Origin of the sequence: Dyadobacter arcticus, assembly GCF_011762185.1 — a bacterium.
In the GTDB taxonomy this organism is placed as follows: domain Bacteria; phylum Bacteroidota; class Bacteroidia; order Cytophagales; family Spirosomataceae; genus Dyadobacter; species Dyadobacter arcticus.
Window position 1 is genome coordinate 358908 of record NZ_JAASQJ010000005.1, and the last position, 24307, is coordinate 383214.

A 24307-nucleotide genomic window follows, 5' to 3' on the forward strand; every position below is an offset into this window, starting at 1 on the left:
TAAGACTTTGCAAGTCTGTCTAACCATCCGGGCTATTTTTTCGGCACCAGCACGTACTGCGCTTTTACCGTAATAACCTGCGCAATTTTTACAAAAACTACTTCCGGCACATCGATTTTATGATCGGTTAAAGGCACTTCAAAATCAGAGGTAATGGTTATCTTACCACCTTCAACTTTCACCTTCCCAGCAATCGTTTTGTCTTTTGTTACCCCATGGACGGTGAATTTCCCAGTTGCAGAAACATCATATTGCCCGTCCTTCGTGTAGTCGAGAGCTTTGTCAATCTTCCCGCTGAATGTTGCCGTCGGGTATTTGGCAGATTCAATGTAGTTCTCATTGAAATGCTCTTGCATGAGCTTATTTGGAAAATCAAAATCCCTCATATTCATGCGTATGGCCAGCTGGCTGTTGGCCGTATTTAATATGGCCTGGCACTTATTGTTAGTCGCATCGACATTCTCCAAAGGCGTTACAGATAAAAAACGGGTATTGCCTGTCGATGTCGAGAACATGCTTCCCTGCGCCAAAGCATTCGCAGAAAGCATAGCGATGCTGATCACGGTTACGAGAACCGTGCGAATCAAATGCAATTTCATAATGTAATAGTTTGTCAGTGAGCTACTTTTCTATTCCTTTTATCGAAACTGAACGTACGGGAAAGATTGAAGCCGTAGTGAATGTCCCCTTTACCCCAGGTCCCGGCCGTTTCTCCAATGAATTGCTTTTCGATCATACCCAATGAATTCGTAAAATGAAGCTGAAAAACATGGCCGCCGGTTTCGATATCCACTCCAAACGACATGGAGTCGTAATATGGAGCTGTCACAGTATTCTTTTCACGGGCTGTATAAAAATATTCGCCGTTCAATGAGACGCGTTTGGATAACTTATATCGCCCGCCAATTCCCACCGCAAGCAATATCTTTTTATCACCTATGACATCCGGTCGGTTTCGGTATAAATAAGTCGGCGATAGTTGCAGCGAAAGCTTCTCCCCGAATTTCCTTCCAATCAACACCTGAGCAGTATAGGAAATCATGTCCTGAAATTCCAACTCTTTATTGACCGTTGCAATAGCCATTCCGCCAAATAACGTAACCGATATAGGTACTGTCCGCGCCCCTGAGGTTTGTTTCAACAATTTATACTTTCCAAAAAAGTCATATGCCTTTTGGGAAGTACTCCTTCCAACCCCGATCATGAAGTCGTCGGTAAGTCCGTATTCAAAGCCCATTCTCATGGTTGCCTGATCCAATCCGAAAAAATTGTAAGCCCCGGAATTCAGCCTGCCGAAACGGTGGGATATCCGGAAATCCATGTGTTTTTTCTTCATTGTCTCCACCGAGTGTCCATTGACAACCCGGGTGGATTTGAATGTAGCTGCTACCGGAATCTTCTGCGCGCTGTCTTGTTTAGACAATTCATTGAGCAGGTCGTCCTGAGCATAAGCCATTGTAGCTGAGCACATCAACATTATTACGATGCGGAGAATTTTCATAATAAATGTCAATTAAGCTGTAACGGTAAGCGTATTTCCGTCTGCTGAGAGCGTCGTTTTATAGACTTTAAGAGCGGTTGTTGCTGGTCCTTCTTCTACTGATCCGGTTGTCGAAAACTGTGATCCGTGATTGGGGCACAAAAAGTCGTTTTGCGCCGCGCGGAAACCAATTGTGGTTCCTTGATGTGTACACGTTTTAGACAATGCAATGTAAGAGCCGCTGTTTGTGTGCGCAACAATGGTGTCACCGATAACCTGAAACCCACCGGCAGCCTTCACAGCCGTAACTTTCGTCAGATCAACTGTGAAATTAACTGCGCTTCCGCTGATCGTACCTATTATGCCGGTACCTGCGTTGCCGCCTCCAGGGGTTGGGTCCGGATCGGGATCGTCATCGCTGGACCCGCAAGCCGTCATGGTGGTACCCAGGCAATAAAAAGCCATCAATGTTGAGGTGCTCAACCCGAGGCTTCTTAGAAATTCGCCTCTTTTCATTTGTCCTTGTTTTACAGTATCCATAGTGAATAATTAAAAATGTAATTAGTAGATATAATTGGCTTATGATTGGTATTCTTACTTACCTGAATACGGGTGTATAGCGTAGCGATATCCACATACCAGTGGTCACGAGATTGACTTTGCCCCAGCCTACGCCTTTGATAGGAATGCGTATGTATGGCTCGGCGAGGATGGACAGCTTTTTAGTGATCGTCCTCTCGTAGCCGACGGATGCATTCAGGTGACTTAACCAATACCATCCTGTCTTACCTTCCCAGCTGTGAACCTGGCCACGGACGTATTTTTCGTAATGGTAGTCGTACCTTTCTTTCTGGGCGTAGTAAGATGAAAATCCGGTACCTGCGAACCAACGTGAATGTGCATTTTGGGCAACGTCATACCGGATGCCAATCGGAATTTCAATCATGGTGCAAATTCCGTCCACTGCATTTGGCGTATTGACGTAGGTGACATATTTTTTAAATGTGTACTCGCCAGCAGCTGCGGTATAGTCTTTCACACTCCTTACAACCCCAGTTTGCACATAAAGTCTTTTTGTTATCCCATATTCAAGAAGCAATGAGAATGCAGAACCCGGCTTAGTAAAATTCTTAAACCCAACCGTTGTCAGATCTGGTGAATAGCCCACCCGAATTGCCCACTTTGGAACATTCAGCAAACTATCTTCTTCTGGCTTAGCATTTTCCGGTTTACTTTCTATAATTGGTGCAGTAACTCCCGGGAAATCAATCGCATTCTGCCAGTTCAGTTTTTTGTTTACAAGCAGCTCGGATGAAAAATCTATCTTTTTACTGTCAACAACCTCCGCCTCAATTGTGACCCCATTGGAACCAATAGCCTGCCTTGCCCCAAGTTCGGAGGCATTGGTTCCGTTAGGATCGTTTCCAAGCAAATTACCATTTGCATTTAATGTAAGAGCCCCGTCGCCTCCTGCCGTATTTGAGCGGTTAGGCTCTAAGTACACTCCGCCTGCCTTAGATTGGCTCCGGGGCAATAACGTTCTGCCATTTTTATTTGCAGTCCTGTAATCTGATTTTGAAGATGATTGTGAAATAGCCTTTTCGGTATTTCCTATTTGTTTGGTTGTTCCAACATTTTGGTCGACGGAAATAGTTGGTGCAACTTTTGATTTCTCGTTCCTAATTTCCCCTAGTGGAATCTCTTCTTCTACGGTTTGTCCTGAACTAACTTCCGCTTTCTGATCAATCTTCGTGTCAGCTTTCTCAACAGTTGTCTTTTCGCTGGCAGTTACACTTTCTGTCTTTTTAGCAGTCAAACCCTTTACTGTTATCTCAGAAACCGGTTTTTGGTTTTTTACTTCCGAAACCTGACGGGGATCGCTTAGCCATAAGTAAGACGCAATTCCCCCTGAAATTAACAGCAGCAACACACCCAGCGGCCACCATTTTCTCAGCCAGGCGCCAGCGGTCCTTCCGTCCTGCTGATCCAGCCGTTTTTTAAGATTATTCCAATCTTCCGGATCAAATTGTGGATCAAACTCTTCTGATGACTTTCTGAAGAGTTTATCCAGTTCGTCATCTGGTAACTCTATCATAATCGTCAATATTTATTTTGGATAACATTTCTCTCAATTTTTCTCTTGCACGCGACAAATTCGACTTCGACGCACCAACCGAAATGCTCAGCTGTTCTGCAATTTCTTCGTGTGTATAGCCGTCAATCACCGATAAACTAAAAACAATCCGGTAAGAGGGCGTAAGTTTTTGAATCAGGCCCATCAGCTCTTCGTGCGCCAGTTTGCTGATTACCGTTTCGTCAACGGACACCTGGTCCGCTATTTCCACGTCATCAAAAACATCCCTGCGCACTTCTTGTCTGTAATGATCCAGCGCTGTGTTAATCATGATCCTTCCCAACCAGGTTTTAAATGCACGGTTTGTATCAAAGGTGTCAAGCTTTGTAAAAACCTTTAAAAATCCGTCGTTGAGAATCTCCTTAGCCTCGTCCCGGCTACGTGTATAGCGCAAACAAATGCTCATAGCATAGCCGTAAAACTGTTTATACAACAGCTCCTGACTGCGGCGGTTTTTTCTTAAACAGCCGTCGAGTAGTTCATGAAGAACGGCGGAGTTATACTCGGGCATGCTATTCGCTATTTTTCATCAATACGATTAAAACATTTTGAGGGTTGCTTATGGGATTATAAAATTCGAAAAAAACTTATAACTATCTGGAAATCTTTAAATTAATGTTACGAATTCTTGCAACGCATTGCGCAACTACGCTTCCATCGCTTCTTTGATTTTATTAGCTACTTTTGCAACTGCTAAAAAACGTATTAATAATAATAGGTCGGTTAACGGCTAAACATTACACTCCATCAATCTCTAATGGCCATTAATGAAGATAAAAATGCGCAAGCATCCCCTTTTGCTGTAAGGAAACTTAGCTGGCAGGGGTTCAAAATTACCCTGGACCTTCTTAAATACCTTCGGCCTTACCGGGTCACTTTTTTTATAGGATTAATTTTTCTAGCACTTTCTACCGCCACTTCCCTTGCTTTTCCCAAACTGGTGGGGAGCATCATTGAGGTAATAGAAGGTAAGTCAAAATACACCATAAATCAGATCACGCTTTTCCTGTTTTTAGTGCTGATATGTCAGTCCGTATTCTCCTATTTCCGGATTTATTTGTTTACCAAAGTCAGCGAGCTGGCGATGACCAATATTCGTTCGGATGTGTTCAGCAAAATTATCACGCTTCCGATATCATTCCTTGAACAGCGGCGGGTGGGCGAGCTCACCAGTAGGATTACCTCAGACGTTTCGCAATTACAAGGCTTGCTATCTTTCACATTGGCTGAAATTTTTAGGCAGATCGCCACATTGGTTGTCGGGATTGGTATTCTGTTTTACACTTCCTGGAAACTTACCTTGTTCATGCTGGCAACATTTCCCGTTCTGGTGATTGCTTCGGTCTTTTTTGGAAGACATATGCGAAGGTTGTCCAGAAAGGCGCAAGATGAATTAGCGGCTGCCAATGTGGTGGTCGAAGAAACTTTGCAGTCGGTGAATGTGGTTAAAGCATTCACCAATGAACCACTCGAAATTGACCGATATAAAACGATTCTCAGACGCGTTGTAGACCTTTCGCTATACGCTGCGACTTTCAGAGGCGGATTTGTGTCCTTTATCATTTTCGCCCTGTTTGGAGGAATTGTAGGTGTGATCTGGTATGGCGCTGCGCTGGTACAATCGGGCGAATTCGGGCTTTCGGATCTTTTTACATTCATCCTCTACACCACATTCATCGGCGCGTCGATCAGCGGTATGGGTGACCTTTACGCACAAATAAACAAGGTAATCGGTGCTTCTGAGCGCATTTTTGAAATTTTGGAAGAAACTCCTGAACTAACCGTTGAAGAGGCCAAAAATGCTCAGCCTGGCCGGATGACAGGAGAAGTTACCTACCAGAACGTGCATTTCTCCTATCCTTCCCGAGCAGACCTTCCGGTTTTAAGGGGGATTTCTTTTCATATTAATGCCGGTGAAAAAATTGCCCTGGTCGGATACAGCGGTGCCGGTAAATCCACCATCATTCAATTACTCATGCGCTTTTACGACCATCTTTCGGGAGAAATTTTGATCGACGGGAAACCGCTCAGCGCCTTTGGAATTTCTGAATTGAGAAAAAACATTGCCATTGTTCCGCAAGAAGTGATGCTTTTTGGAGGTACTATTTATGAGAACATTGCATACGGAAAACCGGAAGCGACAAGGGAAGAAATCATTGACGCTGCAAAACGGGCGCATGCATTGGAATTCATAGATACTTTTCCCGAAAAATTCGAAACGGTTGTCGGGGAACGGGGTATTAAGTTGTCCGGTGGCCAACGCCAACGCGTCGCCATTGCCCGCGCTATTTTGAAAAATCCAAAAATCCTGATCCTGGATGAAGCAACCAGCTCACTCGATGCCGAGTCGGAAAAGCTGGTACAGATTGCATTGGACGAATTAATGCAAAACCGCACGACCATTGTGATTGCACACCGCCTTGCAACGATCAGGAAAGTAGATATGATTTATGTTATTCGCGAAGGACGTATCGCGGAATCGGGAACACACCAGGAATTAACGGTTTTGGACAATGGCTTATACGCCAACCTGATCAAATTGCAGTTTGAAACCGCTGAAAGTAATTAATGGAAAGTAAACTCTTCTTTGAAACCGAACTTGAAAAGGCCCGTGTAGCTGAATCGGCAGCGCAGGAAAAATTCACCAGACTGTCGTGGGTAAGAGTAGGTATTTTCATTGCAATATTGATCCTTGCCTGGCTTTGGAATAGAATGGACCAGCCCCTCATGGCCGTTGGCATTGGCGGCTTACTTGTTGTTTTTCTGATACTGATGAAAAAACACCAGGTGGTAAAAAGAGTTAGGGATTTTCAGAAAAATCTTCAAACCGTCAATGAGGACGAACTGGAAAGGTTAGCATTCCGCTTCAAAAGGGCAGATACCGGTCTCCAATTCCAGGAAAAGGACCATGCTTTTGCAGGCGATCTGGATATTTTTGGCGAGTATTCATTGTATAAGCTGTTGAACAGGACGCGGACGAACGAGGGAAGCCGCCGACTTGCCAATTGGCTGAAAAACCACGCGGATCCCGAAGAAGTTTTACAGCGGCAGCAAGCTTCGGAAAATTTCAAATCATATCCTCATCTGATCCAGGAATGGGAGGCAACTGCGTTACTTCATGAGCATGCTGCCAAACAAGTTGGCGCATTCCGCACCTGGGCGGCTGAAAAACTTGCGCCGCAACTCGCTACTTCCATGCGTCTTCGCTGGCTCTCGGTCGTCACATTGTTCATTATTGTTTTAGCAATTGCCCAGCTGGTCCCGGCCTGGGCTGTTTTGCTAAGCCTTGCCGTTCATATGGTTATCCTAAGGCGTTTTCTTAATAGCATTCAAAACATTGCGAACCGTACAGCTGACCTTGGCAAGACATTGGTTGCCTACGCGGACCTTTTAAAGAACGCCGAATCCGCTCCTTATCAATCGGAATGGTGGCAGCAAAGACGTGCACGGATTGACGATTCTTCAAAAGCATTAAACCACGTCGGAAACCTTTTCGAGCGGCTCGATTATCGGAATAACCCATTTTTTTCAATCTTTATCGGGATTCCGACGCTTTGGGACGTGCATTGTCTGGCGGGTATTGAGGATTGGAAAAAGGTAAATCATCTGAGGTTATTGGACTGGCTGAATGTGCTGGCGGATATTGAAGCAATGAACAGTCTGGCCGGGCATGCCTTTGCAAATGCGGAGTGCGTTACACCCGAAGTGGTTTCGCAAAGCACCATGATGATCAATGCGACATCCATGGGACATCCGCTTATTCCAAAAGAAAAAAGGGTTAGCAATAGCTTTGGAATAGCTGGAACCGGAAATACAATCCTTGTCACGGGTTCGAACATGTCGGGAAAAAGTACATTTCTCCGGACCATCGGGCTTAACCTCGTACTTGCACAAATGGGCGCAGTGGTGAGTGCGTCGCATTTTAGCTGCTCGCCTGCGCGCATATTCAGCAGTATGCGGACCCAAGATTCTCTCGAGGAAAGCACATCTTCTTTTTATGCAGAGTTGAAAAGACTCAGGAGGCTGCTCGAATTGGCTGACGCGCATGCAGATGCCCCTGTTTTTTATTTATTGGATGAAATTTTAAAAGGTACCAACTCGGCCGACCGCCATCGCGGCGCTGAGGCGTTGATCAGGCAATTGCATTCAAAAAATGCGTCCGGCCTGGTTTCCACACACGATCTGGAACTGGGAGAATGGGGTGCAACCGAAAACTACGTTCAGAACTACCACTTCCGTTCGGATGTGGAAGACGGCAAATTGCATTTTGATTATCGACTGTACGAAGGAATTTGCCGCAGTTTTAACGCCTCTGAGCTGATGCGTATGATGGGTATCGACATCGACCTGACAAATAAAAATACCTTAAAATAGCCGTCAGGGCGTCTTTTAATGTTATAGCGGTATTTGCGTAACTTTACTGATTACATTTACGTTTTAAATGCTATGAAAAAGCGGATGAGCCCACGAGCCATCCTTTTGTTTTAATAAATAACACAATAACGATTTCGGAACCTGAATGGAAGTATTAATAATGGCGGGACAGCTCATACTGGGCCTGTCGATTTTGGTAGGATTGCACGAGTGGGGGCATATGGCAGCCGCAAAAATGTTTGGAATGCGGGTAGAGAAATACTTCATCGGTTTTCCACCGAAAATTTTTAGCATTCAAAGAGGAGAAACAGAATACGGAATAGGCGCAATCCCGCTGGGTGGTTTTGTGAAAATATCTGGTATGATCGACGAATCCATGGACACGGCTACCATGAGCCAGGAACCCCAGCCCTGGGAATTCCGCTCGAAACCGGCGTGGCAGCGTCTGATTGTAATGCTTGGAGGTATCTTTGTCAATGTTGTTGTCGGCGTTTTTATCTTTATCGTGATTGCATATCACGAAGGCGACAAAATCCTTTCACGTGAAGAAGTCAACAAATACGGTATTGTGGCTGGGCCGCTGGCTGAGGAACTTGGTATTAAAACGGGCGATAAGATTGTCAGGGTCAATGGAAAGTCTTTTTCCAATTTCAGCGACGTGGTAAGTTCGGAAGTGTTCCTCGGAACAAATAGCTCGTACACAGTAAGTCGCGAAGGCAAAGAAATAGACATTGAAGTACCTAATAATTTTATCGAACAACTTTCGGCGAAGTCAAGCCCCGAGGAGCAGGGAGCTTTCAGGGTCAATTTTATTCGCCCTCAGGAACCCTTCAAAATTGGTGAAATCGTGCCTGCTTCGCCTGCCGAAAAAGCTGGATTGATGGTAGGGGATAAAGTCGTTTCTATTGCGGGTAAGCCAATCCAATTTTTTCACCAACTTCAGACTGAGCTCAAAACATTAAAAGGAAAGCCTGCCCAAATGGTCGTTCAAAGGGGTGCGGGCTTGAAAACGCTTAATGCAAACATATCTGAGGACGGTACACTTGGTTTTTATCCACTCAGCCTTCTGAATTACACAGCTGTCGAATACACCCTTTTTCAGGCAATCGGTGTGGGTACGCAGGATGCATTTAAGGTTGTTTTTGATAACATTAAAGGTTTCGGAAAGATATTCCGAGGCGAAGTCTCAGCTTCAAAAGCATTGAGCGGGCCTATCGGCATTGCACGGATGTTTGGCGGCGTATGGGATTGGAGCCGTTTCTGGTACCTTACGGGCTTACTTTCTATGGTACTTGCGTTTATGAATGCTTTACCAATTCCTGCACTCGATGGAGGTCATGCTGTGATCCTTTCTTATGAAATCATCTCAGGCCGCAAACCTTCCGATAAGTTCCTTGAAAATGCGCAGAAAGTCGGAATGGTGCTTCTGCTTGGACTGATGGCGTTTGCAATTTTCAACGATGTCTGGAAAGCGGTATTTTGATGTAGGGAGGAAGGAGGAGGGAGGAAGGGGGAAAGGGAGAACTTTCATGTTCGTTTTTTCCCTTCTCCCCTTCCTCCTTCCTCCCTTTTTCATTTCCCTGACTCCTAAACATGAGTACCATGTTTCCGTTACCCAAATGCAATACAATCCGGCGCTTAAATCATTTGAAATCAGCATCCGGCTCTTTACCGACGACCTGGAAAAAGGTTTGTCCAAGAGCAACGATCAGCGCCTCTTTAAGGTAACGAACGATGACAAGAATGATCCTTTTGTTGAGCAATACCTTAGAAGGTCATTTGTTTTCACAGATAGTCAAAATAGAATGGTACCGATTCACTATGTCGGTAAGGAGCAGGAAGAAGACGCAACCTGGGTATATTTGGAAGCTCCGTTTCAGGGAAATCTGTCAGGCTACAAGCTGCAGAACAGCACACTTCTGGAAGTTTTTGAGGATCAGGTCAACATGACCAACATCAAAATCGCCTCTGATAAAAGAACTTTTTTATTTAAAAAAGGCCAAACCTTGCACTCATTATAGCCTTTGAAGCATGCTAAAACCGCCTGACACTGGCTTTGTTGGCATGGCTATTTTTGTGTATAGTATCCTTTCTTTTGAAAGTCATTTTATATATATTGGGAAAAGATTATCTGTCATTTTGACAGAACGCCTATGAAATTTGAACCTTCTGACTTATATAGTCGGCTACTCATGTCCGATTCGGATATGGATACACTTGAAATTGTCCCTCTTGGTGGCCCCGATGGCTCCGACGAGCCTTTTGAACTTCCCAATGAACTTGCAATACTGCCTATCAGGCAAACAGTACTTTTCCCGGGGATGGTTATCCCTGTAACCGTTGTGCGTCAGAAGGCCATCAGGCTGGTAAAAAAGATATATCGGAATTCAGACATCAATTTAAGAATACTCGGTGCTGTTACCCAGGCGATCCCCAATAAGGAGGATCCAACTGCTGAGGATTTGTTCAATGTCGGCACCGTAGCGCAGATCCTGAAAATGATTACCCTTCCGGATGGCAATGTGACGATCATCGTTCAGGGAAGGCAACGTTTTGAGATCAAAAAAATCGTTAGCGAAGAGCCCTATCTTACTGCGGAAGTACGCGGTATTGACGACTCTTTTGTAGGACCTACCAAAAAGGAAGCCAAAGCACTTTTGCAATCCCTCCGAGACGGCGCTCATAAAATCATGCGGCTTAATCCCGAGATCCCTCAGGAAGCGAGAATAGCCCTTGACAACATTGAAAGCCCCATTTTCCTGATCCATTTTCTATCTTCCAATATCAATGTGGAAGTGGCCGACAAGCAAAAATTGCTTGAAGAAAGAAATGGTCACAAGCAGGCGACGCTTTTGCTTCAGTATATGATGCGGGAGATTGAAATGCTGGAATTGAAAAGGGAAATCCAGACAAAGGCCAGCTCTGACATCGATCAGCAGCAAAGGGATTATTTTCTTCGGCAACAAATTAAAGTGTTGCATGATGAATTGGGAATGGATAGTCCGGAACGTGACCTGGACGACATTCGCCTGAAAGCTAGCCAGAAAAAATGGTCTAACCAGGTGCGTGTCCATTTTGACAAGGAACTAAACAAACTGCAGCGCATCAATCCAATGGCTCCGGAATATCCGGTCACCATGAATTATCTGGAAACCCTTGTAGACTTGCCCTGGGGACAATATACCAAAGATAATTTTGATTTGATGAGAGCTCAAAAAGTGCTGGATGCCGATCATTTTGGACTTGAAAAAGTCAAAGAACGCATTATTGAATATCTGGCGGTCCTTAAATTGAAAGGCAATCTGAAAGCCCCAATTCTTTGCCTGTATGGTCCTCCGGGGGTTGGTAAAACATCTCTTGGCAAATCCATTGCAAAAGCATTGAACCGGGAATATATCCGTATGGCATTGGGAGGCGTCCATGACGAAGCCGAGATCCGTGGGCACAGGAAAACATACATTGGCGCAATGCCTGGTAAAATTATCCAGAATATTAAAAAAGCCGGCTCTGCTAATCCGGTATTTATCCTGGACGAAATTGATAAAGTAAGCTCCGATTATCGCGGAGACCCTTCTTCTGCATTACTGGAAGTTCTTGATCCTGAGCAAAATTCATCTTTTACAGACAATTATCTTGAAGTTGAATACGACCTTTCGAAAGTGCTTTTTGTGGCTACGGCCAATGCATTAGATACCATTCATCCCGCCTTGCGCGACCGGATGGAAATCATTGAAATGACAGGTTACACGATCGAAGAGAAATTGCAGATCGCAAAACGTTACCTGGTGCCCAAACAGCGCAGGGACCACGGCTTAAAAGCGACGGATGTCAAAATGGATGATGCCGCATTGGTGCGAATCATTGAAGGTTACACAAGGGAATCCGGTGTAAGGAACCTGGAACAAAAAGTGGGAGGCGTTATACGGAAAGTTGCCAAATCAGTGGCAATGGAGCAGGAATATTCTAAGACGATCAGGCCTGAGCAGGTTGAGAAGTATCTTGGCGCCGAAATTTTTGATAAAGATTTGTATCAGGATAATGATTTTGCCGGTGTGGTAACAGGCCTTGCCTGGACGTCGGTTGGTGGAGAAATCCTCTTCATTGAGACCAGCCTAAGTCGCGGAAAAGGTAATCTTACCCTTTCCGGTCAGCTGGGTGATGTTATGAAGGAATCGGCAGTAGCAGCATTATCTTATCTTAAAGCCAATGCCGACCGGATGGGCATCGATTACCGAATTTTCAATCATTACGACCTGCATGTGCACGTTCCTGCTGGCGCTGTTCCAAAAGACGGCCCGTCTGCCGGGGTGACGATGGTTACTTCTATGGCATCCATATTTACGCAGCGGAGGGTTAAGCCATTTATCGCCATGACGGGTGAAATTACATTGCGCGGGAAAGTGCTTCCAGTGGGTGGTGTGAAAGAAAAAATCCTGGCAGCCCGACGTGCTGGGGTGAAAGAGATCATACTTTGCATAAAAAACCGCAAGGATGTGGAGGAGGTACCTGCCAATTACATAAAAGACCTCAGCTTCCATTATGTTGATCAGATCGATGAAGTTTTATCCTTCGCCCTTCTGCCTGACAAGGTTAAAAACGCCACTCATTTCATTTTTCCGGAGGAAAAAAGGGAGAAAGAAGAAAGCGGTTATGTTACGCTCAGCGTTTGACATTAGCGGTTTTTAAATACATAAAAAAGAGACGCTTTTGAGTGTCTCTTTTTTATTTTAGGGGTTTAAATTTCAAAATGGCGTCATGATTATTGTACTTATATCTACTAAAAATGCCGCTTCCCCTGCTTTCCCCCGATTTATTGAATCAGCGTCCTGAATTGCTGAACAATCACCTGGAATTACTTCAACTGCCTGAGAAGATCATTCAGTTTGGAACAGGGGTTTTACTGCGCGGCTTGCCCGACTATTTCGTCAATAAAGCCAATCAACAAGGCATATTCAATGGACGGATCGTTGTGGTAAAATCGACCGCAAGTGGTGGTACTGACGCATTTGAGGAACAAAGAAACATTTACTCACATAGTATTCAGGGTATTGAAAATGGTGCTCAGATCGATGAGATGGTCATCAATTCTGCCATAAGCCGAACATTATCAGCGAATAACCGCTGGGCCGATATTCTCCACTGTGCACACAATCCTGATTTGAAAATTGTCATTTCAAATACAACCGAGGTGGGTATCCAATTAACGGATGATGACATTTTTGCTTCACCACCCGCTTCCTTCCCAGGCAAGCTGACTGCCTATCTCTATGAACGTTTCAAAGCATTAGGCGGATCCGCGGAGTCAGGTATGGTCATTGTGCCTACCGAATTGATCGTCGGAAACGGGCCGAAGCTTCGATCTATCGTTTTGGAGCAGGCGAAGAGGCATAACCTGGAAGAATCGTTTACTCAATGGCTTGAAAATTCCAATCATTTCTGCAGTTCGCTGGTAGACAGGATCGTTCCGGGAAAACCTGATGCTGACGCTGTGAATGATTTATTTGGAAAACAGGGTTTCACGGATAATCTGCTGATTGTGTCGGAAGTTTACCGGTTATGGGCCATTGAAGGAGATTCGCAGGTTCGGGCGGTTTTAACTTTTGCGGAAGCGGATAGTGGCGTTGTCATTGAGCCAAACATTGACCTTTACCGCGAACTTAAACTGAGGCTGTTGAATGGTACCCATACGCTGGCCGCAGGATTGTGCTTTTTGAATGGGTTAAATACCGTTAGAGAAAGCATGGAAAACACGGAAACCGCAGCTTTTATTACAAATATCATGTTGAACGAACTTGCTCCGGCGATACCTTATCCCGTGGACCCAATTAAAACCGCTGAATTTGGAAATCAGGTTCTCGACCGATTTAAAAATCCGTTCATCAGGCATCAATTGATCGACATAACGGTCCAATACACCGCCAAAATGAAGATGCGTAACATTCCTACGCTTCTAAACCATTATCAGAAAACGGATCAGGTCCCGTTTCTTTTTGCGAAAGGATTCGCAGCATATCTGAGATTTATGAAGCCCGTTTTTCATAAAGATGGTGCTTACTATGGAGAACGAAATGGCGAGCCCTATTCAATCCGGTGCGACTCCGCAGCTTATTTCGATGAAAAATGGAAAAATGCGGCGTCTCCGCTAGAACTTGCGGATCAGGTTTTAAGTGATGCAGATTTGTGGGGCGCTGATCTGACATTGTTGCCCGGATTTGCAGACGCGGTAAAGGAAAATATGGCGCAAGTAATCGCCAGTGGCAGCTAATGATGATAAATGACGAAGAGTTAATTGCATTTAGCGTCGCTAATCCTGAATTAGCCTTCGAGAGGGATGAGCGCGGACATCTCTTTATCAAAACGATACCCACCTTTGCGATCAGCAGTTCAAACAATAGCGAGTTAATCACCGAAATCGGAATCTGGAACCGCAAGTATAAAGCTGGAAAAGTATTGGAATCCAACGGAGGTTATTTTCTCGCAGATTCTTCCATGCGTGTTCCGGATGTCGCCTGGATCAGGATCGATCGCTGGAATGCACTAAGTATGGCGGAAAAGAAGTCTTTTCCTCACCTGGCACCAGATCTTATCATTGAGTTAAAATCTGAGACTGATAGCCTTTCCGATCTTCAGACCAAAATGTCCAAATGGATCGAAAATGGCGTAAAACTTGCCTGGCTTATCTGCACGGATCAACAGATAACATACATTTATGAGCCTGGAAAAGCTTCTTATACATTAAAATTTGAAGAAATTCTGTCTGGAGGAATTGTCCTGAACGACTTTTCTGTAAGGCTGAGTAATATTCTTGAATTTTAGATCCTTTCCAATTACCCCTGCCGAAACTCCTTTACCAACGCAATACTTTCAGCTACTTTTTGCTCGATCCAGGGGAAGTTGCCTTCGGCAACTACGTCTTTTGGAAATAGATTGGATCCCAGGCCAACTGCATAAGCTCCGGCTCCAAACCATTCGTTAATGCTTTCACGCGTAGGCTGAACGCCCCCAGTGACCATGATTTTAATCTTTGGCATGGGCCCTCGGATTGCTCTTACAAAAGCGGACCCTACAACTTCACCCGGGAACAACTTTACGACTTCTGCGCCGGCCTGTTGTGCATTGTAAATTTCTGTGAGTGTCGAAACGCCTGGTATCCAGGGAATATTGGCCCTTAAGCATGCAGCGCCAACTTCGGGATTAAAGAAAGGGGTTACTATGAAATCAGTCCCAGCATCAATGAATTTCTGAGCTGTTTCGACATCGAAAATAGTGCCGATACCTAGTGAAAGTCCCGGCAGGCTTTCTTTGGTATAGGCCAGAAGTGCTGTAAAAACATTATATGCATTCTCGCCACGATTGGTAAACTCAAATGCCCGTGCGCCACCACGGTAGCTTGCATTGATCACTTCCTTGGCAATTTCTATATCAGCATGATAAAATAGAGGGACAATGCCAATCTCATTTATCAATATCAATGTCGTTTCTCTGTCCATAATATGGGTTAATTCGCTATTATCTTTTGATTCTTCCGGATGTTTCGCCCTGCCTGATCGCCTCTACCTCGGCAATGGTGGAAATTAATGCATCGCCCTCAATGGTATGTTTTAATGCAGATGCTGCAACGCCAAATTCCAATGCTTTTTGCTGATCATTAAAAGAAATTAATCCATGGATCAACCCTGCGATGAATGCATCCCCTCCTCCTACTCTGTCGATAATCGGATTAATGTCAATGTCATTGGTTTCCAAAATATCGGTTCCATTCCACAAATAAGCTCTCAACAAATTGTGAGAGGCACTTATTGATGTCCTCTTGGTATCCACTACCAGGCTTACCTGTGGATATGCCTTTTGTAAGTTGACGCAGGATTCGACAAAATCGTTTCCTCCAATCCCGAAAATCTCTTTAATGTTTTCACTGTTTGCAATAACCACATCCGTTCCCGCGGCTAGTTCAGGCAGGATTTCAGAGGGCCTTTTACCATATTTCCAAAGATTGGCCCGATAAAAAATATCTCCTGAAACGGTAATTCCATATTTGCGTGCTGTTTGGATCGCGTCCAGCAATGCGTCCGCTGCACCTTGGGATAACGCTGGTGTGATGCCTGCCCAGTGAAACCATTTGGCATCTTTTAAGATAACGTCCCAATCCAATTCTTTCGGATCAATTTCAGCCAGTGAAGAATTGGCGCGATCGTATACAATCTGACTTCCACGCATCGCAACGCCGGTTTCCAGAAAATAAACAGCCATCCGGGAAGCACCATAGATTATATGTGAGGTATCAACTCCCAGGAAATTCAGATATTGGGTAGCAGCCCTGCCAATGGGTGAATCGGGGAAACGGGTAACGTGGGCCGCGTGATGTCCCCAAAACGACAATGCTGTGGCAACATTTGCTTCGCCACCTGCATAAGTAACATTGAATTGACGGGCTTGTTCGAAACGTGAAAAACCGGGAGTGGAAAGCCGCATGAGGACTTCTCCAAAAGAGACTATTTGAGCCATATTTTTTTATTGCCTGTGTACCAAACGTTTCGGCTCAGGTCCTGGAAAGTAGTTGATTGTTTCTAAAATCCAAAGTACCGGCTCGCATTGTGATAGGAAATGTCCTCCACCGTTTTTCCAAGCCACGGAATGTCATTGGGCAGCTCTCCGTTTTCCACATCGTTACCAATTAAATTGCACAATATCCGACGGAAATATTCGTGTCTTGGGTAGGATAAAAAGCTTCTTGAATCGGTAAGCATTCCGACAAACCGGCTCAAAATTCCCATGTTGGACAATGCATTCATCTGTCGCTCCATGCCGTCCTTCTGATCTAAAAACCACCATCCGGAGCCAAACTGCATTTTTCCGGCCACGCTACCATCATTGTAATTGCCTGTCATGGTTGCTAGTACTTCATTATCAGCTGGATTTAGGTTGTACAAAATCGTTTTCGCCAGTTGATTGGTGGAATCGAGTTTGTTAAAAAACTTTGATAATGCCTGTGCCTGGCTATAATCTCCAATGGAATCCCAGCCAGTATCTGGTCCGGTTTCCCGGAGCATGCGGGTATTATTGTTACGCAATGCGCCAAGGTGAAACTGCTGTGTCCACGACTTGGCATGGTCCATTTTCGCCAATTCATACAGCAATGCGGATTTGAATGCAGTTCTCTGGGATTCCGACGCAAGCTGCCCATTTAATGCAAGATTTAATGCTTCCTTCGCAGCCGCTTCGTCATAAGAAGCATAAATATGTTCCAAACCATGATCGGAAAGCTTTCCGCCCATTGAGGCAAAGAAATCGTGTCGGTTTCGTAAAGCCGCGAGCAGGTCTTCATAAGTTTTAATCTCTCCTAGTCCGGATGTTTGCCCCAGTTTGGAGAGGTATTGTTTTAAATCTTCCGGAGAATCGATCAGTAACATAGACTTATCGGGCCGAAAAGTGGGAAGTACCTTAATTTCGAAATCGCTGTCACTAATCTGTTTGTGATATTGCAGCGCGTCAGTTGGATCGTCGGTCGTACAGATTACCTTCACATTCAACCGGGTGAGTAAGTTTTTAACCGAAAACTCCGGCTGTTTTAACCTGGCTGAACATTCGTCGTAAATCTCTCTCGCGGAGTCTTTATTTAATAAAATATCAATATCAAAATAGCGAAGCAATTCCAGGTGCGTCCAGTGATAGAGCGGATTGCGCATGGTGTACGGCACCGTTGTTGCCCACTGTTCAAATTTCTCCCAATCGCCGGCATCGCCTGTGCAATACTTTTCATTAATCCCGTTGGCCCGCATTGCCCGCCACTTATAATGGTCGCCATAAAGCCATATCTGCGTGAGGTTATCGAACTGCTTATCCTCAGCGATCTGATCGGGAGGTAGATGGCAGTGATAATCAATGATGGGCATCTCCTTTGCATAGTCATGATAAAGGATGCGCGCGGTTTCTGAACGAAGGAGGAAATCCTCCGAGATGAAAGTTTTTTGTGCAGTAGCTATTGTTGCCATTTCTTATCAGATTATCACTTTTATGCCTGCCCCCTTTCAATACCATATTCCAAACCCCTTAATTCAGCCAGTCCCCGCAACCTGCCAATGGCGGTGTATCCGGGATTTGTTCTTTTAGTTGCAGACAGATCGTCGAGCATGCGGTGGCCGTGATCGGGGCGAAAGGGCATCCGAAGATCTTTTCTTCCCTCTGCTATCCGCCTTTTTTGCTCCAATACCAATGCTTTCATCACACTGTACATATCTACATCGCCGGCCAGATGATCAGCCTCGTAAAAACTGCCGTCATGTTCGCGTCTGGTGGCACGAAGGTGAATAAAATGTATCCTGCTTCCCAGCCTGTTTACCATGCCTGCGAGATCATTGTCCGGCCTCACGCCGTATGATCCAGTACAAAAACAAATGCCATTCGTCTGGTTGTCATATGCTTCGAGCAGCATAACGGCATCATTTTCGGTACTTACCACCCTTGGCAGGCCCAGAATCGGATACGGCGGATCGTCGGGATGGATAGCCAGCCTGATGCCCGCTTCTTGGGTAACAGGTCCAATTGCCTGGATAAACTGGTACAAATGTGTCCTTAATTCCAGGTCTCCGACATTCCGATAAGTATCCAGTACTTTTCGAAACTCTTCAATTGTAAAACTTTCCTCAGAGCCAGGTAATCCGGCTATGATGTTGCGGGTTAGCTTATGGATTTCGGCCTCAGAAGCATTATCCAGCCAGCTTTTCGCTTTTGCTTTTTGCTCTTCGCTGTATAATTCACCAGCCTCCTGCCTGTTCAAAAGATAAAGGTCAAAAGCAGCAAAATGTGTTGCGTCAAATCTCAACCCTGTGGACCCATCTTTCATTGGTGCGTCCAGATCAGTCCGTGTCCAGTCTAGGATAGGCATGAAGTTGTAGCATACCGTGTCAATGCCACACTGGCCAAGGTTATATAAAGTCTGCTGGTAATTTTTTATGTGTTTTTCAAAATCACCTGTTCGGGTTTTGATCGTCTCATGAACCGGGACGCTCTCTACAACCGACCATGAAAGTCCTGCGGATTCAATCAATTCCTTTCGTTCCTGAATAGCAGCAATTTCCCAGACTGTGCCGTTTGGAATATGATGCAATGCAGTTACGATTCCAGAAGCGCCTGCCTGGCGAATGTCTTGCAATGAAACAGGATCGTTAGGACCGAACCAGCGCCAGGTTTGTTCTAATGCCATTTGTTTTTAAGCTGTAAGCTGTTAGCTTTTAGCTTTTTTTGATATTTGCTTTATGGCCTTACGGCTCAAATCGCAGGTTAATAATGGTATCCCAATATAATTCAAAGGCATCTTCATCAGGAACTCCCCCCCCGCAGCTAACAGCTAACAGCTAATAGCTTAGAGCTTTATGCTACCAACCTATGCTCCGGTACCCTTTCTCTTAAAACCTTTAATGCCCGGCTCATTTGTGTTTCTACGGTTTTGACTGAAATTTTCAGACGTTCGGCAATGTCGCGGTATCGGAGGCCTTCCTCTCTGCTCAACCTGAAAATCAGTTGGCATTGACGTGGTAATGCCTGAATACAGCCTTCGATATGCGCGTAAAACTCATTGAAGGATAGCTCTTCCACCGGCGAGAAATGGTCGGCGTGGCTTAGGTTCCATTGTACCGATTCCAGCGACTCCCTTTCATTCTGGCGATGCACCCGCAATTTAAGATAATCCAGCGCCTGGTTGCGTACAGCCCTGTAAATGTAAGCTTGAAATGAAGTATGAACCTCAATCTGTTCGCGATTTTTCCAAAGTTTTACAAAGACATCCGAAACCACTTCTTCGGCAATTTCCCGGGTTACCACAACCCGCATGGCATAGTTGCAAAGGGAGCGGTAGTGATTTGTAAACAACTCCCGGAAAGCATAGTAGTCCCCGGTTGCCACCACCCTGCCAAACAGATTTTCCAGTACATTCTTTTGCGAGTAGACAGACTTCACTGTGTTGGTAAATGCTTGCGCTTCCATTTAAATTAAGCTAGGTGAGTTATAGAAAATTTCCTGGATGTGTAGTGGTGCCGGGTACGATTGTCCCGTCAAGAGTAAACCTAGTTAACCATAGATTCGTTGATACGCAAAAATTAATCTTGAAAAAAAGCAATTAATTTACGCAACCGTTCCCGGAACCGTTCCCGGTTGCGTAAATTTTCCCGGAACCCTGCATGTATTTGAGTAATTTGTGCAACCAGGCCCAATCGGTTAATTTTTAGAAAATATAGTATGATTGCATTATTCTCATATTCCCGATGAAAAAAGTTTCGATTACCATTAAAGAGATTGCCAGGCAGCTTAACATATCAAAATCGACGGTTTCGCGGGCATTGCGGGATAGCAGCGAAATCAGTGAAGAAACCAAGAAAAAAGTCATCGATCTGGCAGAGAAACTCAACTATTATCCCAACCCGATTGCGATCAGCCTGCTCAAAAACCGCACACAGACAATCGGGGTTATTGTTCCAGACATTGCAAACCGTTTTTATTCGTCTGCGATCGGCGGAGTTGAGGATATTGCATATAGCCGCGGCTATCATACCATGATTTACCAAAGTCACGAACTGCTCGAAAGGGAGCGTTCAGCTTCCCGCCATATTGCTTCCAGGCGTGTTGACGGCCTGGTGGTTGCCATTTCAAGTCAATCGGAAAATGTCGATCACTTTGTTTCATTGCAGGAGCAGGGAATTCCGGTCGTCCTTTTCGATCGGGTCAGTGATGCCATGCAAACCCATAAGGTGCGGATTGATGATTACAAGGGTGCATTTGAAGCAACGGAACATCTGATCCAAAGAGGTTGCCGCAGAATCGCACACATTGCGGGCCCTAAGGCAGTTTCAATCACCCGTTTCAGACTGGAAGGTTATAAGGATGCTTTGAAAAAATACGGTATCGATTTTCAGGAAGAATGGGTATTGCACACGGAAATTAACCAGGCGGGCGGTACTGAAAGGACTTATCAGTTAATGGCTTTGCGTGAAAGGCCCGATGCTATTTTTGGAGCCAGCGATCGCCTGACCATGGGTATACATTCTGCGTTGCGTCAATTGGGCTATAAAATGCCGGACGATGTCGCAGTCATTGGGTTTTGCGACCTGGCCATGTCGTCGTTACTCGACCCGCCGGTAAGTTCGATTACGCAGCCTTCGTTTGAAATGGGTCAACAAGCGACCTCACTGCTGCTGGACCTCATTGAAAGCAAAAATACCCTGGTCGAATTCGAGACCAGGGTATTGCAATCCAATATTGTTATTAATAAATCCTCCTTAAAATAACTATCCTACATTACCCGTAATCGATTTCAACTTTCTGTCGAACTCAGATAGGATGCGCTCTTTCATCTGCACTTTGCGCTTTTGAATGTTGATCCGACCGGCGGCTTGCTTGTCGATTTCAGGATCACCTGTTGCCGTTCTGTCGAATTCCAGGATCGCAAATTCAAGATCGCTTTTTTCACGTTTGGCAAGCCACTCCAACTCCCTGTATTTTGTTCTTAGCTGCTCTTCCTGACTTTTCATTTCGAAAGCGGGATATTTGCGACTGATCACACGGGCAAGATAGCTGAGCTCAAAAATCTTGTCACAAACCATTCTGAAACGTTCGGCAAGCTCCTTATCTGCCATTTTAAATGGAATTTTGATCTCTTTCCATTTGCTTAACAGCACTTTCGCTTCCTGTGAAGCTTCGATGATATCCGGGCCTCTTAAAAGTGTTTCTGCTTGTTGCAATAGTTTCTGCTGCTCTAAAATCCGTGGGTCAACCCGAACTTTCGGCTCAATTCCTTTTGCGAGATTGTATTTGTCGTAGAACAACTTAAGGAAGTGCCTGTAAGCCTTATTAACCTTAAAAAAGCGCTTTGGCGGTACTTCTCCAATATTGTTCCAGGCATTACGAACGTCTCTGGCTTTTGCATAAGCATCGTCCAGGTCACGTGAGTAGCTGAGCGTTTTTGTGATTTTGATCAACTTTTCATACTCCTCTATACGATACTGGTTGATCTTATTCTGCTCGTCAAAGTAATCACGACGACGTTGGAAAAAGTCGTCCAGGATCTGCTGAAAAGTGGTCTCAACTTCTTCCTGATACTCTTTCTCAACAGGACCAGTACGTATCCATTTGGCTTTAATCTCCTGAATTTGGTCGGTGGCCGCTGCATAATCTTCAATGGCCGCCGCAACCTTCACATCCTCAATCAAAGCCCTCTTGATTTCCAGGTTTTTGAGTTGGTTAACCTCGATCAATCCCTTCAGATACTCCTCTTTCTCTTCCAGCCTATGCAGCAAAGGGACAAAGTCGCCGAGTGCATCAAAACCTTTAAGCTTACGTTGCAATTGTATCAGTTTGGTGAGATACGAGCCCTTGTTCAGCGCTTCGTCTATCTCCTGTTCCAGTTGCTCAACTTTGTTCAATACGATGTTGAAACGATTCTTAAAATAGTCGATCGCTTCCTGCTCTGTCCTTTTTACTTCTCCAATTTGCCGGTCGGGGAATTCCAGGTACCCCTTTAAAAATACTTTGCTGTCTTTGACGTAGCCGTATTCATCATTCAATGTGGCATTTTCCATTCTTCCAATTTTTTATCTGCTAAGTGTAGGGATAATAACGATATTTGTTACGCACAAATTAAACAAAAAATGAGTAACGAAAACATTATTTTCTCAATGTCGGGGGTTAACAAAATCATTCCTCCAAACCGGCATATTATCAAAAACATCTATCTATCCTTTTTTTATGGTGCAAAAATCGGGGTTTTAGGTTTAAATGGTTCAGGTAAGTCCACACTCCTCCGTGTGATCGCAGGCATTGACAAAGACATACAGGGTGACGTTGTGTTCTCTCCCGGCTATTCCGTAGGAATGCTCGAACAAGAACCCAAATTAGACGCAAATAAGACTGTCAAAGAAGTTGTAGAAGAGGGTGTGCAAGAAATTGTAAACCTGCTCAAAGAGTTCGATCAGATCAATGAAGCTTTCGGCGAGGAAGATGCCGATTTTGATAAATTACTGGAACGCCAGGGGGAAGTACAGGAGAAACTGGATGCTGCTGATGCCTGGAATCTGGACAACAGGCTGGAAATAGCCATGGACGCACTTCGCTGCCCGCCTTCTGATGCGTCGGTTTCCACACTATCGGGCGGTGAGAAACGCAGGGTTGCACTTTGCAGACTGCTTTTGCGCCAGCCCGATGTGCTTTTGCTCGATGAGCCTACCAACCACCTTGATGCCGAATCAGTACTCTGGCTCGAAGAACATCTAAGGCAATATAAGGGCACTGTGATCGCAGTAACCCACGATAGATATTTCCTGGACAATGTTGCAGGCTGGATTTTGGAGCTTGACCGCGGCGAGGGAATACCCTGGAAAGGCAATTACACTTCCTGGCTTGAACAAAAACAGGAGCGCTTGAAAAAAGAAGAAAAAACCGAATCCAAACGCCAGAAAACTTTGCAACGTGAATTGGAATGGGTGAGAATGGGGGCGAAAGGCCGTCAGGCAAAATCCAAGGCACGTTTGGGTGCATACGAGCGGTTGTTAGGGGAGGAAGGCCGCGAGAAAGAAGATAAATTGGAAATTTTTATTCCGGCAGGGCCTCGTCTTGGCAATAAGGTAATTGAAGCGCACAATGTGTCTATGGGATTTGGCGACCGGCTCTTATATGAAAACCTGAGTTTTGCATTGCCTCCTAATGGTATAGTCGGGATTATCGGGCCCAACGGCGCGGGGAAAACGACGCTTTTCAAACTGATCACAGGACAACTGAAACCGTTAACAGGTCATTTCGATGTGGGTGACACCGTGGAATTGGCTTATGTGGATCAGGAACATGATAATCTGGACGCCAACAAAACGGTGTACCAAAGCATTGCGGATGGTAATGATTGGATCATGATCGCCGGAAAACAATCCAATGCCCGTGCTTATGTGAGCCGATTCAACTTTGGCGGCGGAGATCAGGAAAAAAAGGTAGGTAACCTTTCCGGTGGAGAACGCAACCGGGTGCATCTGGCGATGACATTAAAGGAAGGCGGTAACCTGCTTCTATTGGATGAACCGACCAATGATCTTGACATTAACACCTTGCGCGCATTGGAAGAGGGGCTCGAAAATTTTGCGGGATGCGCCGTGATCATTTCCCACGACCGGTGGTTCCTGGACCGTGTAGCTACACATATCCTGGCTTTCGAGGGTGATTCTCAGGTGTATTGGTTTGAAGGTAATTTCTCAGAATATGAAGAGAACCGGCGCAAGCGACTTGGAACCGAGTCTGCGCCTAAAAGGATTAAATACAAAAAGCTGGCCTAGTAAGTCGGCGCC

20 protein-coding genes are annotated in these 24307 nt (G+C 45.1%); 9 read left to right on the top strand and 11 right to left on the bottom strand.

All coding sequences use genetic code 11. The annotated features are described in order from the left end of the window. Positions 1-32: 32 nt before the first annotated feature. The 5 genes from FHS68_RS23080 to FHS68_RS23100 all read right to left on the bottom strand — a co-directional run bounded on the left by FHS68_RS23080 (position 33) and on the right by FHS68_RS23100 (position 4125). Positions 33-599, bottom strand: coding sequence for a YceI family protein (locus tag FHS68_RS23080; RefSeq protein ID WP_167275528.1), 567 nt, complete (start codon positions 597-599; stop codon positions 33-35). A gap of 14 nt (positions 600-613) precedes the next feature. After that, on the bottom strand, positions 614-1501 hold the full coding sequence (locus tag FHS68_RS23085) for a DUF5777 family beta-barrel protein (RefSeq protein ID WP_167275531.1): 888 nt from the start codon (positions 1499-1501) through the stop codon (positions 614-616). Between the two features lie 12 nt (positions 1502-1513). Continuing rightward, positions 1514-1996, bottom strand: coding sequence for a QcrA and Rieske domain-containing protein (locus tag FHS68_RS23090; RefSeq protein ID WP_229212032.1), 483 nt, complete (start codon positions 1994-1996; stop codon positions 1514-1516). Between the two features lie 82 nt (positions 1997-2078). Then, positions 2079-3575, bottom strand: a complete 1497-nt coding sequence (locus tag FHS68_RS23095) for a hypothetical protein (RefSeq protein ID WP_167275536.1) — start codon at positions 3573-3575, stop codon at positions 2079-2081. Beyond that, complete coding sequence (locus FHS68_RS23100; protein ID WP_167275539.1) at positions 3556-4125, bottom strand: RNA polymerase sigma factor; 570 nt, start codon at positions 4123-4125, stop codon at positions 3556-3558. The genes FHS68_RS23095 and FHS68_RS23100 overlap by 20 nt, the downstream gene beginning before the upstream one ends. A 246-nt stretch (positions 4126-4371) precedes the next feature. Between FHS68_RS23100 and FHS68_RS23105 the strand changes: the two genes are divergently transcribed. The 7 genes from FHS68_RS23105 to FHS68_RS23135 all read left to right on the top strand — a co-directional run bounded on the left by FHS68_RS23105 (position 4372) and on the right by FHS68_RS23135 (position 14804). After that, positions 4372-6183: an ABC transporter ATP-binding protein gene (locus FHS68_RS23105; RefSeq protein ID WP_167275542.1), complete on the top strand. Its 1812-nt coding sequence runs from the start codon at positions 4372-4374 to the stop codon at positions 6181-6183. Continuing rightward, complete coding sequence (locus FHS68_RS23110; RefSeq protein WP_167275545.1) at positions 6183-7988, top strand: MutS-related protein; 1806 nt, start codon at positions 6183-6185, stop codon at positions 7986-7988. Before FHS68_RS23105 ends, FHS68_RS23110 begins: the two co-directional genes overlap by 1 nt. Before the next feature lie 145 nt (positions 7989-8133). After that, positions 8134-9471, top strand: a complete 1338-nt coding sequence (rseP, locus tag FHS68_RS23115; RefSeq protein ID WP_167275548.1) for an RIP metalloprotease RseP — start codon at positions 8134-8136, stop codon at positions 9469-9471. After that, positions 9449-10009, top strand: a complete 561-nt coding sequence (locus FHS68_RS23120; protein WP_167275550.1) for a DUF6702 family protein — start codon at positions 9449-9451, stop codon at positions 10007-10009. Before rseP ends, FHS68_RS23120 begins: the two co-directional genes overlap by 23 nt. A 132-nt stretch (positions 10010-10141) precedes the next feature. Next, a complete protein-coding gene (lon, locus tag FHS68_RS23125) occupies positions 10142-12658 on the top strand; it encodes an endopeptidase La (protein ID WP_167275553.1) in 2517 nt (838 codons plus the stop codon). 113 nt (positions 12659-12771) lie between these two features. Then, on the top strand, positions 12772-14253 hold the full coding sequence (locus FHS68_RS23130) for a tagaturonate reductase (RefSeq protein ID WP_167275556.1): 1482 nt from the start codon (positions 12772-12774) through the stop codon (positions 14251-14253). Next, entirely contained in the window at positions 14253-14804 is a 552-nt protein-coding gene (locus tag FHS68_RS23135; RefSeq protein ID WP_167275559.1) for a Uma2 family endonuclease, read from the top strand. Before FHS68_RS23130 ends, FHS68_RS23135 begins: the two co-directional genes overlap by 1 nt. An 11-nt stretch (positions 14805-14815) precedes the next feature. On the opposite strand, the gene FHS68_RS23140 is transcribed toward FHS68_RS23135, so the two are convergent. From FHS68_RS23140 to FHS68_RS23160, 5 genes are all read right to left on the bottom strand, one after another. Then, positions 14816-15478, bottom strand: a complete 663-nt coding sequence (locus FHS68_RS23140; protein WP_167275561.1) for a bifunctional 4-hydroxy-2-oxoglutarate aldolase/2-dehydro-3-deoxy-phosphogluconate aldolase — start codon at positions 15476-15478, stop codon at positions 14816-14818. A 19-nt stretch (positions 15479-15497) separates the two neighbouring features. Continuing rightward, a complete protein-coding gene (locus FHS68_RS23145; protein ID WP_167275564.1) occupies positions 15498-16493 on the bottom strand; it encodes a sugar kinase in 996 nt (331 codons plus the stop codon). 62 nt (positions 16494-16555) lie between these two features. Continuing rightward, a complete protein-coding gene (gene uxaC / locus FHS68_RS23150) occupies positions 16556-17980 on the bottom strand; it encodes a glucuronate isomerase (protein ID WP_167275566.1) in 1425 nt (474 codons plus the stop codon). A gap of 20 nt (positions 17981-18000) precedes the next feature. Further along, complete coding sequence (uxuA, locus tag FHS68_RS23155; RefSeq protein WP_167275569.1) at positions 18001-19191, bottom strand: mannonate dehydratase; 1191 nt, start codon at positions 19189-19191, stop codon at positions 18001-18003. Between the two features lie 167 nt (positions 19192-19358). Next, on the bottom strand, positions 19359-19970 hold the full coding sequence (locus tag FHS68_RS23160; RefSeq protein WP_167275572.1) for an RNA polymerase sigma-70 factor: 612 nt from the start codon (positions 19968-19970) through the stop codon (positions 19359-19361). A gap of 278 nt (positions 19971-20248) precedes the next feature. Between FHS68_RS23160 and FHS68_RS23165 the strand changes: the two genes are divergently transcribed. Then, positions 20249-21268: a LacI family DNA-binding transcriptional regulator gene (locus tag FHS68_RS23165; RefSeq protein ID WP_167275574.1), complete on the top strand. Its 1020-nt coding sequence runs from the start codon at positions 20249-20251 to the stop codon at positions 21266-21268. On the opposite strand, the gene FHS68_RS23170 is transcribed toward FHS68_RS23165, so the two are convergent. Beyond that, the gene (locus FHS68_RS23170) at positions 21269-22558 is read right to left on the bottom strand and encodes a DUF349 domain-containing protein (protein WP_167275576.1); all 1290 of its coding nucleotides are present in this window, start codon (positions 22556-22558) and stop codon (positions 21269-21271) included. Between the two features lie 69 nt (positions 22559-22627). Here FHS68_RS23170 and ettA point away from each other — a divergent pair, with 69 nt between their 5' ends. Next, positions 22628-24295, top strand: coding sequence for an energy-dependent translational throttle protein EttA (gene ettA, locus FHS68_RS23175; protein ID WP_167275579.1), 1668 nt, complete (start codon positions 22628-22630; stop codon positions 24293-24295). Positions 24296-24307: the final 12 nt, after the last annotated feature.